Below are 13,252 nucleotides of genomic sequence, written 5' to 3'. Positions count from 1 at the left end.
GCTCGCGCGGCCTCACCGTCGGGCGAACCGGCGCCGAAGCGGCGAATCCGGACCGCTCGGGCCTGCACCACCCAGTCAACGTCCAGCGCCTCCAACGCGAGGGCAGCGTCGCCCGCACGGATGCCGCGCTCACGCAGGCCATGCTCGATGGCGAAGGGGCCCTTGCCGCGGCTCAGCTGCTGCCGCACGAACGCCTCCACGAAGCGGGACTCGCTGAGGAGGCCGTCACGCTCCAGTGCCTCGAGCACGGGGGCAACGTCTTCAGGCAGGGCGCCACGCATCACCAACTTGCGCGACAGCTCCTCGCGGCCATGCTCACGACGGGCGAGTAAATCCATCGCCCGCCGCCGCAGCGTGGTCGCATCCGCGTCACTCAGCGAGTTCGCTTGGTGGCGCATGGGCCGGAGCGAGCCCCTAGTTCAGCAGCTCTTCAGCCGCGTCTTCCTCGCCACTGCCGTTGGCCTGCGCGCCGGCACCGGTCTTCGGCAACAGGCGCTCGCGCAGGGCTGCATCGATCTCGGCGGCGGTGTCCGGGTGCTCCAGGAGGTAGTTCCGGGCGTTGTCCTTGCCCTGGCCGATGCGATCGCCCTGGTAGCTGTACCAGGCACCCGCCTTGTTCACGAGATCGTGGGCCACGCCCATGTCGATCAGCTCGCCCTCGCGCGAGATGCCCTGGCCGTAGAGGATCTCGAACTCGGCCTGCTTGAACGGCGGCGAGACCTTGTTCTTCACCACCTTCTCGCGGGTGAGGTTACCCGTGACCTCATCGGCCTTCTTGACCGCGCCGATGCGACGGATGTCCAGGCGGACCGACGAGTAGAATTTCAGCGCGTTGCCGCCGGTGGTGGTTTCGGGGCTGCCGAACATTACGCCGATCTTCATGCGGATCTGGTTGATGAAGATGACGAGCGTGTTGGAACGCTTGATGTTACCGGTGAGCTTGCGCAGGGCCTGAGACATGAGGCGCGCCTGCAGGCCCACGTGGGAGTCACCCATCTCGCCCTCGATCTCCGCCTTCGGCGTCAGGGCGGCCACCGAGTCGACGATGACGACGTCGACGGCGCCGGAGCGCACGAGCATGTCCGTGATCTCCAGGGCCTGCTCACCGGTATCGGGCTGGGAGACCAGCAGATCGTCGACGTCGACGCCGAGCTTCTCGGCGTAGCTCGGGTCCAGGGCGTGCTCGGCATCGACGAAGGCACAGGTGCCACCCTGCTTCTGCGCCTCGGCCACCACCTGCAGGGTCAGCGTGGTTTTACCGGAGGACTCCGGCCCGTAGATCTCGACGATGCGGCCGTAGGGCAGGCCGCCGATACCGAGGGCGACGTCCAACCCCAGCGAGCCGGTGGAGACGGCCTTGATGTCCCGCGCGGCATCGGCGCCATCGCCCATGCGCATGACCGATCCCTTGCCGAACTGCTTTTCGATTTGTGAGAGCGCCGCTGCGAGCGCCTTTTCCCTGTTCTGTTCCATCTTCCGCCCTCCGGTGGGACCGCGCGACGTGCCGGCTGCGCCTGGCGAGCCGCACGCGGTGATCAAAATTTGAGCAATCCTCTGCACATAGGCACGATACCTGTGAGTATATACAGTACAGGCAGGGGAAGGATACGGGGCGGTGAATATTTCCCCGTGAACGCCAGAAACGGCTTTCGGTAGCTAGTGCCCTGAGCTAGATTCGGGCCTGCAGCCCGCGAAGAGCGTGGGCCACGGTCTGGGCCCGCACGGCCCGGCGATCGCCCTCGAACAGGCAGCTTTCCGTCTGCACCACGGCGCCCGGGCTACGGCGGGCATCCCCGAAACCGAACCACACGGTGCCGACGGGCTTCTCGGCGCTGCCCCCGCCAGGACCGGCCACACCGCTCACCGCGACGGACAGGGTGGCGCTGGGCCACGTGCGCAGGGCGCCGCCGGCCATGGCGGCGACGGTCTCGGCACTGACGGCCCCGTGCGCGGCGAGGGTGTGGGCTGACACGCCAACGAGCTGCTGCTTGCTAGCGTTGGCATAGGTGACGAAGCCGGTCTCGAACCAGGCGGAACTGCCAGCGACGTCCGTGAGTGCTTTCGCGATCCACCCACCGGTGCAGGACTCTACGGTGACCACGCGAAGCCCGACGGCGTGCAGGCACCCGCCCAGCTGCTCGGCCAGGTGGTAGAGCTCGGCGTCGGTCGGGGCGTCCATATGGAGGATAGTAGCACCGGGTACTGCGGTGCGCTCCAGGGGTACTGCGGAATCGAAAACGGGCAGCCTGGCGATGCCAGACTGCCCGTATGCGTGAGCTAATCTTTTCGCTCGGTCGCGATACTAATTGCTCGCGGGCACTTCCTCGCAAACGGTCTCGTAGCGAGTCACCTTCTTACCGTCCTGGTACTGATCCTGCGCCACGCGCCCCGCCACCGCGCCGGCGGCGGCACCGACTACCGTGCCGATCTTGCCATCGTCCTTACCCATGGCGTTGCCGACGACGCCGCCGACCACGGCACCGATGGCAGTACCCGCGATCTTCTTGTCATCCTTGATGTCACCCTCGTCCACCACTTCCACCTCACGGCACACGACTTCCGGTGCCGGCGCAACCTCTGCCACCACGACAGGTTCTGCGGGGGCGGGGGTGGCGGCAACGGGGGTGGGCGTACTCGGCGCGGCGAGCGAATTCGCGGGCGCTGGCGCCGCCTCCACAATCGCCTCTCGCGGCGCGGGCGCGCCGCTCAACCCGAAGCCAGCAACGACGGCACCCGTCGTCGCCACCGCAATCCCCAGCAACACTCCGCCAAGCATGGATTTATTCATGGTCGTCTCCTGATTCTTGGAAAGTAGTTGGGGAGTACAACGCGCAGCGGAAGTGCGTGTTGACATCGGATAGCGTCTGTCGCTACCGAGCTACAGCTTGTCAGCTAGCTTTTCCTGCAGGAAGAGCACTGGCCAACACTTCTTGATACACACGGGCATTGGCCTTACCCATGGCGATCACCGAGTGATTTTCCGCCACCAGGCGGCGCGCCGCACTCACCATGCGACGCGCGTTAGCGCGTTCGTTAAGTGTAGCTTCCATCGCCGCGGCCAAGGCTCGCGCGTCGCCTGGCGGCACCAGACGCCCGGTAACCCCGTGGCGGACGATCTCCGGGATGCCGCCCACCTGGGTGGCGATGAGTGGACAACCCGCCGCCGCCCCTTCGAGCAGCGCCACGCCTAAGCCTTCTGCTAGGGCAGGATGAACGAGCATGTCGAGGGCGCCGAGCAGGCGGGCCATGTCATCGCGAAAGCCCGCGAAGTGAACGTGATCGTGAAGGCCCAGCTTATGTGCGAGGGCCTCGAGGGAGGGCCGTAGATCCCCACGCCCGAAGCACACCAGGTGTAGGCGGGGATGGGAGCGCAGGAGTTGCGCGAGCGCCTCGAAGGCGTAGCGATGGCCCTTGCGCGGAATCAGTTGGGCCACGATGCCGGCCACCAGGGCGTCGCGCGGCAGCCCGAGCCGGTGGCGCAGCTCGTCGTCGCTGCAGGGGGTGGCGAAGCGTTCGGCGTGGACGGCGCTGGGGATGACCGTGAGGCGCTCATCGCTCACCCCCGCTTCGCGCAGCACCTCGGCGATGCCGTTGGAGATGCAGATGACGCGTCGGTAGGCGCCCTTCAGGAGGGTGCCGAGTACGCGCCCGGGCGGATTGTCCACGCGCCGCGAGAGCACCGCGGGCACCCCGGCGAGCTTGGCCCCGAGCAGACCCCAGGTGTCCGCCCCGCGGCGCGAGTGCAAGTGCACCAGATCCGCCCCTTCACGACGCAGGTGAGCGGCCAGGCGCAGGGCGAGGACGGCATCCAGATCGCCCCCCATCTTCATGCCCACCACCGGCAACCCACGCGAGTGGGCGGCCACGGACACGTCACTGCCCTGGGCGCATACGAGCACGCTCTGGATGGCGAGGCGCGGCAAGGTCTCGAGCAGGTAGAGCACCTGCTGGGCGCCACCGAACACGTGGCGACCGGCCTCTACGTGCACCACGCGCAGGGGGCGGATGGTTTCCTCGGCAAGAGGCGCCGCGCGCGTCGTGTACGATGTGGGTTTCGCCGTGTTGGTTCCGACTCGAATGACCGCGCCCTCTTCCTCAACGCCCGCCAGCTTACAGGATCATACGCCGATGATGCGTCAGTATCTGACGCTGAAAGCGGAGCATGCGGATGTTTTACTTTTCTACCGCATGGGCGATTTCTACGAGCTGTTTTTCGACGATGCACGCAAGGCCGCCCGCCTCATCGACATAACGCTGACCACCCGCGGCAAGTCGGCCGGTCACCCGATCCCGATGGCCGGTGTGCCCTACCACGCGGCCGACACCTACCTCGCCAAACTCGTGCGCCTGGGTGAGACCGTCGCCATCTGCGAACAGGTCGGTGACCCGGCCACCAGCAAGGGCCCGGTCGAACGTCGCGTCACGCGCATCGTCACCCCGGGCACGCTCACCGACGAGTCGTTGCTCGAGAGCCACCGCGACACCCTGCTGCTCTGTGTCGCCAGCAACGCTGCCATCCCAGACGAGCACACGCGCATCGGCCTCGCCTGGCTGGATCTGGCGAGCGGCCGGTTCAGCGTGATGGAGGTGGACGGTCTGGCGGCCCTCGCCGCCGAGCTGGAGCGACTGCAGCCGGCGGAGATCCTGCTCTACGAGGGGCTCACCCTGCCCGAACGACTGATGGAGGGGCGAGCTGCACGCGAACGCCCCCCATGGCACTTCGAACACGAGGCGGCGCAGCGCCTGCTCTGCCAGCAGCTCGGCTCGCGGGACCTCTCGGGCTACGGCTGCGACGGCCTGCCGCTCGCGGTCGGCGCCGCCGGCGCCCTGCTCCAGTACGTGCGGGACACCCAGCGCAGCGCCCTGCCCCACCTCACCACCTTGCGTACGGAGCGGCGCGACGAGGCGCTCGTGCTGGATGCGATCACCCGACGCAACCTGGAACTCGACCGCAGCCTCGCCGGGCGCGACGAGTTCACCCTCCTAGGCGTGATGGACCGAACGGCCACCCCCATGGGCAGTCGGCGCCTGCGACGCCTGCTCACGCGCCCGCGCCGCGATCACGCGCTGCTGGCCGCCCGCTACGACGCCGTCGAACACCTCGACCAGGCGCGGCTCGCAAGCGCCGTCCACAATGCACTGAACGACCTGGGCGACCTGGAACGCATCGTCTCGCGCGTCGCCCTGGGGTCCGCCCGCCCCCGCGACCTGGCCCAGCTGCGCGACGCGCTCACGGCGGCCCCAGCGATCGCAGCGCTCCTGGCCGAGATCACCTCGCCGCTGCTGCGGGAGATCGCCGACGCCCTACTTGGCCACGAGGCCACGGCCACCCTGCTCACCCGTGCGGTGATCGAGGCGCCACCGCCCCTGATTCGCGATGGCGGCGTCATCGCCCCAGGCTACGACGAGACCCTGGATCGCCTGCGGGATCTGTCCCAGAACGCCGATGCCTTCCTGGTGGAACTCGAGCAACGCGAACGCGAGCGCACGGGGCTCTCCACCCTGAAGGTGGGCTACAACCGCGTGCACGGCTACTACATCGAACTCTCGCGCGGCCAGTCCGGCGACGCGCCCGCGGAGTACACCCGGCGCCAGACGCTCAAAGGCGCGGAGCGCTTCATTACGGAGGAGCTGAAGCGCCACGAGGATGAGGTGCTGAGCGCCCGAGACAAATCCCTGGCACTCGAGAAGCAACTCTACGAGGACCTACTAACGCAGCTAGGTCAAGTGATCGCCCCGCTGCAGGCCTTCGCCGACGCCCTCGCCACCCTAGATGTCTACGCCAACCTCGCCGAACGCGCCGAGGCCCTACGTCTGGTACGACCCACGCTCAGCGACGACCCCGTCATCACCATCGAGGACGGCCGCCACCCCGTGGTCGAGCAGACCCTGGACGCCCCCTTTATCGGTAACGACCTCACCTTGAACCCTGAGCGGCGTCTGCTGGTGATCACCGGCCCCAACATGGGCGGCAAGTCCACCTACATGCGACAGACCGCGCTGATCCTGGTGCTGGCCCACGCCGGCAGCTTCGTCCCGGCGCGCGCCGCCACGATCGGCCCCGTCGATCGGATCTTCACCCGCATCGGCGCCTCCGACGACCTCGCCGGTGGCAACTCCACCTTCATGGTGGAGATGAACGAAACAGCGAACATCCTCAACAACGCCACCGAGCGCAGCGTGGTGTTGATGGACGAGGTGGGCCGCGGCACGAGCACCTTCGACGGCCTGTCCCTGGCCTGGGCCGCCGCGCGCTACATCGCGCGCGAGGTGCGGGCCTTTACCCTGTTCGCCACCCATTACTTCGAGCTCACGGCCCTGGAACGGGAGATGGACGGCTGCGCCAACGTCCACCTGGACGCGACGGAGCACGGGGAGCAGTTGGTGTTCCTGCACGCGGTGAAGGACGGGCCCGCGAACCAGAGCTACGGCTTGGCGGTGGCGCGGCTGGCGGGCGTGCCGCGCCCCGTTATCGACGAGGCGCGAGCCTATCTGGCCGAGTTGGAGCAGGATTACGCACGCCACGAGGGCGAGGGCCAGCAAACCTCGCTCCCCCTCTTCGCGCCCACCGCGAAAGCGGAGGCCTCGCCGCAAGCAGCGAAGGACCCCATCCGCGAGCGGGTGGAGGCGCTAGACCCGGACGAGCTCACGCCACGCCAGGCGCACGACGCGCTCTACGCCCTGCGCGCACTCCTAAACAAGCAATAGCGCCTAAGCGGGTTGCGGCGTCGCGCCGCCGTCGGCTTGCTTGATCGCCTGCACCGCCATGCGAAGCGCATCGATCCGCTTCGGATGGTAAGCGTCGACCTCCAGGCAGTGGTCCGCGTCGAGCCCCTTGAGCGTGGCACGTACCTTCTCGTTGGCACCGCTCACATACACGTTCTTGCCCATGCGCTTGCCATCACACGCCACGGTTTCCACCGCCCGCGCGGCGGACACATCGATGAAAGGCACGCGCGAGAAGTCGAGGATGATCGCGCCGGCGTCCTCCTTGGACTTCATGCGCACGTGGTGCCCCATGTCGGCGGCCGCGCCGAAGCTCAACGGGCCTGCCAGGTCGAACACGGTAACCCGGCCGCGAGCCTGCTCGAACAGCTCGGCCTCCTGGGGATCCTCTACCCGATCGGGGAGGCCCTGCAGCAACTCGAGCTGCTGCTGCGCCACCTGACGGACGAACGCCAAGGCGGCAAGGAAGACGCCGAGCAACACCGCCGCGATCAGATTGACGAAGACCGTCAAGCCGAGCACCAAGGCCATGAGCAGAAGATCCCAGCGCGGACCGCGGTGCGCCCGGCGAAGGTAGGTCCAGTCGATGATATCGACACCTACCTTGACCAGGATGCCGGCCAACGCCGCGTGGGGAATAGCGGCTGCAATCGGCCCGGCCCCCAATACGATGACCAGCAAGATCACGGAGTGGATCATCCCGGAGATCTTCGTGTTGCCGCCGGCACGGATGTTCACCACGGTGCGCATCGTGGCGCCGGCCCCTGCGATACCACCGAGGAAGCCGGCGACGATGTTGCCGATGCCCTGGCCGAAGAGTTCGCGGTTCGAATCGTGGCGCGTGCGCGTCATGTTGTCGGCGACCAATGAGGTGAGCAAGCTGTCGATAGCCCCTAGGGCCGCCAGGATGATCGCCGCCTTCAGCACGACCCACAGCACGGCGCCGCCGTCCGCAAACAGAAGACCAAAAGCGGGCAGATGAAGCTCCGGCAACCCGGTAGGCACATCGGCAAGAACGGGCACCTCGATGAACAAGCTCGCGATCGTAGCGACGATCAGGGCCGCGAGCGGCGACGGCAGGAACTTACCCCAGCGCTGGGGCCAGCCGTACACCACGGCGAGAGAAATCGCACCGATGAGCACGGCGTTCAAGTTGACGTTGGCGATGGCCTCCGGAAGAAAGCGCAGCGCCGCGACCGTTCCGCCGGGCGGCTCCTGTCCCAGCAGGCGACCGATTTGCAGAATGATGATGATGGCACCGATACCGCTCATGAACCCGGAGACCACCGGGTAGGGCACGAGGCGGATGTACTGTCCCAGGCGTAGGGCGCCGAAGACGATCTGCAGCGCGCCGGCCATCATGACGGCGGTGAAGACGAGCTCCGGTGGATGCCCCTCGCGGGCGAGCGACTCCACGAGCGCCACCACCACCACGATCATCGGCCCCGTGGGGCCTGAGATCTGAGACGGGGTGCCGCCGAGCATGGCTGCGAAGAAGCCCACGGCGATGGCGCCGTACATCCCCGCGATGGCGCCGTCCGCGACGCCGGAGGCCACCCCCAACGCCAGGGCTAGCGGCAGGGCGACGACGCCCGCCGTGACACCACCGTAGATATCGCCCTTAAGATCCGGAGTCGAGAAAAAGCCCATAGTGAAGTCCGTTCCCTACAAAGCGTTCAGTCCACTTCGCGGCTCACCGCGGGCTCGACCCTAGCTCAAGGATCGAAATACCTAGCGATACCGCTAACCACATAGTCCTGCTGAGCCTCAGTCAACTCAGCGTAGACCGGCAGGGCCAGCGTGCGATCGGCCGCCTGCTCGGCATGCGGCAAATCACCTCGACGATACCCGAGGGGTGCGAAGCACTCCTGCAAGTGCAGCGCGACGGGATAGTAGACCTCGCAACCAATCCCCCGTTCCCGCAAGCTCGCCTTGAAGGACTCCCGCTGCGTCGCGTCGCCCCCCTCAGCCGCCAAGCGCACCACGTATTGGTTGAAGATATGGCGGTAGCCGGGCGTTCGCGTGGGCAGGATGAGCGCATCCCCCACCGCGCGCGCGATCTCCTCATCGTAGTACTGGGCGTTGGCCTGCCGGCCTGCTGTCCAGGCATCCAGGTAGCGAAGCTTTACCGAAAGAACCGCCGCCTGCAACGCATCCAGCCGGAAGTTGCCGCCGACCACGCTGTGGTAGTACCGCCGCTCCCCGCCGTGCACCCGCAGCACGCGGAGACGTTCCGCCACGTCGGCATCGCGCGCGACGCAGAGGCCGCCGTCGCCGAAGGCGCCCAGGTTTTTGCTTGGAAAGAAGGAAAAACAGCCGATATCGCCCCGGCTGCCTGCACGCCTGCCCTGCTCGTCCTCGGCGCCGATGGCCTGGGCGGCATCCTCGATCAGTTTGAGATCGAAGGCCTGCGCCAACGCCAGCATCGCGTCCATGTCGACCAGTTGCCCGAACAGGTGCACGGGCATCAGTACGCGCACGCGCCCGCCCGTTGCGCGATTCACGAGGGTGCCGTCGGCCTGACGCTCGCACTGCTCGCGAAGAAACCGCTCGACGGCATTGGGGTCGAGGTTGTAGGTGGCTGGGTCGATGTCGCAGAACACCGGCCGGGCGCCCAGGCGGGCGATGGTGCCAGCCGTGGAGAAGAAGGAGTACGGGGAGGTAATCACCTCGTCGCCGGGGCCGATGTCGAAGGCCATGAGGGCGGCGAGCAGGGCGTCCGTGCCGGAGGAGACGCCGATCGCCTGGGGCGTCTGGCAGTAAGCGGCGACCTCCTCCTCGAAGGCCGCCACCTTCGGCCCTAGGACGAAGTACTGGCTGTCGCAGACCTCGCGCAGGACCGGCTCGATCTCATCGCGGATGCTCTGGTACTGGGCCTTGAGGTCCAGCAGGGGTACGGCGCTGATCGCGGTCTCGCCCGCCCCAGCGTCGTGGCTCACTCCTCCAGCCAGGGCATGTAGCCGCGGAGTTTGACGCCCACCTCTTCGATGGGATGCTCGAGGTCATCCTTGAGCAGAGACTCGTAGCGCGGCTTGCCCTTGTCGTTCTCCGCGATCCACTCGCGCGCGAAGGTACCGTCTTGAATATCCGTGAGCACGGCCTTCATCGCATCCTTCGCGTGCGCATCGACCACGCGCGGACCGGAGATGAGGTCACCCCACTTGGCCGTCTCGGAGACAAACTGGTGCATCTTCTTGAGCCCACCCTCGTGCAACAGGTCGACGATGAGCTTCAGCTCATGCATGACCTCGAAGTAGGCGACCTCGGGCTTGTAGCCGGCTTCCGTCAGGGTTTCGAAGCCCTTCAGCACGAGCTCGGTAACGCCGCCGCAGAGCACCGCCTGCTCACCGAACAGATCCGTTTCCGTCTCTTCCTTGAAGGTGGTCTCGAGCACGCCCGTGCGGCTGCCGCCCAGGCCGTGGGCGTAGGCCAACGCGCGGGCGAGGCCCTGGCCGCTGGCGTCCTGGTGCACGGCGACCAGGCAGGGCACACCACGACCGAGCTCGTACTGGCGGCGCACGAGATCACCGGGGCCCTTCGGCGCGATGAGCACGATGTCCACGCCGGCGCCGGGCTCGATGGTGCCGAAGTGAACATTGAAGCCGTGCGCGAAGAGCACGGTAGCGCCGCTGTCCAGATGATTCTCGATCTGCTTGTACAGCCCGGCCTGGGAGGTGTCCGGGGTGAGGATCGCCACCAAGGTAGCGCCCTTGACGGCCTCGACGGGCTCGGCGACGGCCATGCCGTCTGCCACCGCCTTGTCCCAGCTGGCCCCGCCGGGACGCAAGCCCACCACCACTTCGTAGCCGCTATCGCGCAAGTTCAAGGCGTGGGCGCGGCCCTGGCTACCGTAGCCGAGCACCGCGATGCGCTTGCCGTCGAGGGGCGCGGAACTCATGTCCTTCTGCGTGTAGATATTCACTCTGTTTGATCTCCTGGCAGTCGTCGCAGCGTTAGGCGTACGAGCGGGGTGTTTTCAATAGGGTAGCTGAGCCGCACCGCCGCCGCGCGCGCTGCGCAGCGTGGCGGGGCGGCGTGGACTAGTGCCTGGGATGGGACACTAAAACATCTCGGTGGGATCGACCGCGCCGGGCTCGACCGGGTCGCGCGAGACGATGTGATCACCGGTCACCATCTGCGCGTAGCTCATGCCGGGCCCCACCATCGGGTAGACGCCCGCATCCGGATCGATGATCACCTCGAGGAACGCGGGGCCAGGGTAGGCCACGAACTGCGCGATCACCTTCGGCAGATCTTCCTTGCGCTCCAGGCGCACGGCGTAGTCGTAGCCGTCGGCTTGCGCCGTCTTCACGAAGTCCTTCTTGTGCAAGGACTTGTCGCTCGCTGCGAGGCGCCCTTTGAAGAAGAGCTTCTGCCACTGCTTGACCATGCCGTCGCCAAAGTTGTTCAGCACAACCACCTTCACGGGCAGGTTGTAGGTGGTCACCGTCTCCAGATCGCCGAGGTTCATGCGGATGCTGGCATCGCCGTCGATGTCGATGACGAGGCGCTCAGGAGCGGCGAACTGGGCGCCGATCGCCGCCGGTAGGCCGAAGCCCATGGTGCCCATGCTGCCCGAGGTGAGCCACAGGCGCGGCTCGCAGAAATCGAAGTACTGGGCCGCCCACATCTGGTGCTGGCCGACGCCGGTGGCGATGATCGCCTTGCCCTTGGTGTGGCGGTTGATCTCCTCGATCACGTGGTAGGGCTGAATGAGCTGCGCGTCGCGATCGTAGTTCATCGCATGGCGCGACTTCAGGCCCTGCACGTGTTCATGCCAGCGAGCGAAGGACTTGCGGAAGCCCGTGGTGCGGGCATGGGCGATGAGCGCGCGCAGGGCATCGCCGAGCACGCCCACGTGATGCCAATCGACGGCCTTCACCTTGTTGATCTCGGACACGTCGATATCGAAGTGGGCGATGTGCCGGGTCTTCGGCGCGAACTGGGACGGTACGCCTGCCACGCGATCGTCGAAGCGCGAGCCCACCGCGATAAGAAAGTCACAGTCCTCCACGGCGTAGTTGGCGAAGGCGGTGCCGTGCATGCCGAGCATGTGCAGGGAGAGATCGTCCGTGGTGTCGAAGGCGCCGATGCCCATGAGGGTGGTGACCACGGGAATGCCGCACTCGCGGGCCAGGGCGCTCACGGCCTCACTGGCCTCGCCGTTGATGGCGCCACCGCCCACGTAGAGCAGGGGCGCCTCGCACTCGCGCAGCATGTCGAAGAAGCGCTCGATCTGCTCCGGCCGCAGGACGTTGCGCTCCATGCGGGCCATGCGCTGGCGGTAGCCGGGGATGGGCAGGGTGCCGGCGCCGGCAAAGGTCAGCTCCGCGGTCTGCACGTTCTTTGGAATATCCACCACCACGGGCCCGGGCCGCCCGCTGCGCGCCAGCTCGAAGGCCGTGCGCAGGGTGGCTTCCAGCCGATCCGCCTCGGTAACCAGGAACACGTGCTTACAGGCGGCACCCATGATGCTGCTGACGGGCGCCTCTTGGAATGCATCGGTACCGATCGCCGTGGTCGGCACCTGACCACACAGCACGACGATGGGGGTGGAGTCCGCCATACAGTCGCGCACGGAGGTGACCGTATTGGTGGCGCCGGGCCCGGAGGTCACCATGACCACGCCGACCTCACCGCTCGCACGGGCGTAGCCGGAGGCCATGAAGGCCGCGCCCTGCTCGTTCGCGGGCACCACCATCTCGATGCCATCCGCCTGGCCCTCGCCCGCCTCTTCGCACTTGGCGTTGTAGCGAAAGACGGCATCGAAGGTGGGCAGGATCGCTCCGCCGCTGTAGCCAAAGATGTGCCGTACACGCTCCTGCGCCAAGACCTCGACAATGATCTCGGCACCGGTGAGCGTCTCACCCGCACGGGGGTGCGCGGACTGCTCGGCGCTAACATCAGCACTGTGTTCCAGCATTGGGGTAGCCACTACGGATTTAGAAACGGTATCTTCCAGATTAACGCTTTGCAGCAATCGGAAATCAAGGGCTCCGGCCATATGCGCCACATCATCTCCATCATCCTGCAGAACGAGGCCGGTGCCCTGACCCGCGTGGCCGGACTGTTCTCCACCCGCGGCTACAACATCGAGACCCTCAACGTGGCGCCCACGGCGGATCAACGCGTGTCCCGCATCTCATTGGTCACCAAGGGTCCGGACGCGGTGATCGGACAGATCTGCAGCCAGTTGCTCAAGCTGGTGGACGTGGTGGACCTGGTGGATCTCACGGACGGCCCGCACTTCGAACGTGAACTGCTGCTGCTGAAGATGCGGGTGGCGACGGAGCGCCGCGAGACGCTGGAGGAGTTGGTCAACCATCGAGGCGGGCGCGTGCTCGACGAGCGGGCCGAGACCTTCACGCTGGAATACAGCGCCTCGGGTGCGGACGTCGACCGTTTCATCGAGGTGGCCGCGCGCCACGGTGAGGTGCTCACCCTCGCCCGCAGCGGCCCCGTCGCGGCGTCCGTGGGCGAGCCGCGCACCTCCTGGGCACCCTACGGGCTCACCTCGGAGTAGGAA

Annotated in this window: 11 protein-coding genes; 2 read left to right on the top strand and 9 right to left on the bottom strand. The window is 66.9% G+C overall.

Annotation, left to right across the window (positions count from 1 at the left end; genetic code table 11):
* The 5 genes from AAF184_07205 to AAF184_07185 form a co-directional block, all read right to left on the bottom strand.
* Nucleotides 1-338: regulatory protein RecX (locus tag AAF184_07205; protein ID MEO0422105.1), on the bottom strand; the 338-nt coding region annotated here is incomplete at its 3' end.
* 76 nt (nucleotides 339-414) lie between these two features.
* Nucleotides 415-1,473, bottom strand: a complete 1,059-nt coding sequence (gene recA / locus AAF184_07200; protein MEO0422104.1) for a recombinase RecA — start codon at nucleotides 1,471-1,473, stop codon at nucleotides 415-417.
* 196 nt (nucleotides 1,474-1,669) lie between these two features.
* On the bottom strand, nucleotides 1,670-2,179 hold the full coding sequence (locus tag AAF184_07195; GenBank protein MEO0422103.1) for a nicotinamide-nucleotide amidohydrolase family protein: 510 nt from the start codon (nucleotides 2,177-2,179) through the stop codon (nucleotides 1,670-1,672).
* A 123-nt stretch (nucleotides 2,180-2,302) separates the two neighbouring features.
* On the bottom strand, nucleotides 2,303-2,788 hold the full coding sequence (locus AAF184_07190) for a glycine zipper 2TM domain-containing protein (GenBank protein ID MEO0422102.1): 486 nt from the start codon (nucleotides 2,786-2,788) through the stop codon (nucleotides 2,303-2,305).
* 100 nt (nucleotides 2,789-2,888) lie between these two features.
* Nucleotides 2,889-3,992, bottom strand: coding sequence for a glycosyltransferase (locus tag AAF184_07185; protein MEO0422101.1), 1,104 nt, complete (start codon nucleotides 3,990-3,992; stop codon nucleotides 2,889-2,891).
* Nucleotides 3,993-4,128: 136 nt separating this feature from the next.
* Here AAF184_07185 and mutS point away from each other — a divergent pair, with 136 nt between their 5' ends.
* Nucleotides 4,129-6,708, top strand: a complete 2,580-nt coding sequence (mutS, locus tag AAF184_07180) for a DNA mismatch repair protein MutS (GenBank protein MEO0422100.1) — start codon at nucleotides 4,129-4,131, stop codon at nucleotides 6,706-6,708.
* Nucleotides 6,709-6,711: 3 nt separating this feature from the next.
* Here the strand turns inward: mutS and AAF184_07175 are convergent, their stop codons facing one another.
* The 4 genes from AAF184_07175 to ilvB all read right to left on the bottom strand — a co-directional run bounded on the left by AAF184_07175 (nucleotide 6,712) and on the right by ilvB (nucleotide 12,649).
* Entirely contained in the window at nucleotides 6,712-8,376 is a 1,665-nt protein-coding gene (locus tag AAF184_07175; protein MEO0422099.1) for a SulP family inorganic anion transporter, read from the bottom strand.
* 65 nt (nucleotides 8,377-8,441) lie between these two features.
* Entirely contained in the window at nucleotides 8,442-9,665 is a 1,224-nt protein-coding gene (locus tag AAF184_07170; GenBank protein MEO0422098.1) for a DegT/DnrJ/EryC1/StrS family aminotransferase, read from the bottom strand.
* Nucleotides 9,662-10,648, bottom strand: coding sequence for a ketol-acid reductoisomerase (gene ilvC, locus AAF184_07165; GenBank protein ID MEO0422097.1), 987 nt, complete (start codon nucleotides 10,646-10,648; stop codon nucleotides 9,662-9,664). The genes AAF184_07170 and ilvC overlap by 4 nt, the downstream gene beginning before the upstream one ends.
* A 138-nt stretch (nucleotides 10,649-10,786) precedes the next feature.
* Nucleotides 10,787-12,649, bottom strand: coding sequence for a biosynthetic-type acetolactate synthase large subunit (ilvB, locus tag AAF184_07160; protein MEO0422096.1), 1,863 nt, complete (start codon nucleotides 12,647-12,649; stop codon nucleotides 10,787-10,789).
* Between ilvB and ilvN the strand changes: the two genes are divergently transcribed.
* Entirely contained in the window at nucleotides 12,533-13,249 is a 717-nt protein-coding gene (ilvN, locus tag AAF184_07155; GenBank protein ID MEO0422095.1) for an acetolactate synthase small subunit, read from the top strand. The two genes, ilvB and ilvN, sit on opposite strands and share 117 nt — an antisense overlap.
* Nucleotides 13,250-13,252: the final 3 nt, after the last annotated feature.

Source organism: Pseudomonadota bacterium (assembly GCA_039815145.1).
GTDB lineage: Bacteria > Pseudomonadota > Gammaproteobacteria > Steroidobacterales > JBCBZW01 > JBCBZW01.
This window is presented reverse-complemented; position numbering and strand designations above follow the sequence as displayed.

Excerpts from the sequence above, each read along its gene's own strand:
- recA (MEO0422104.1), bottom strand. The coding sequence starts at position 1,473 with ATGGAACAGAACAGGGAAAAGGCGCTCGCAGCGGCGCTCTCACAAATC.
- AAF184_07195 (MEO0422103.1), bottom strand. The coding sequence starts at position 2,179 with ATGGACGCCCCGACCGACGCCGAGCTCTACCACCTGGCCGAGCAGCTG.
- AAF184_07190 (MEO0422102.1), bottom strand. The coding sequence starts at position 2,788 with ATGAATAAATCCATGCTTGGCGGAGTGTTGCTGGGGATTGCGGTGGCG.
- mutS (MEO0422100.1), top strand. The coding sequence starts at position 4,129 with ATGATGCGTCAGTATCTGACGCTGAAAGCGGAGCATGCGGATGTTTTA.
- AAF184_07175 (MEO0422099.1), bottom strand. The coding sequence starts at position 8,376 with ATGGGCTTTTTCTCGACTCCGGATCTTAAGGGCGATATCTACGGTGGT.
- ilvB (MEO0422096.1), bottom strand. The coding sequence starts at position 12,649 with ATGCTGGAACACAGTGCTGATGTTAGCGCCGAGCAGTCCGCGCACCCC.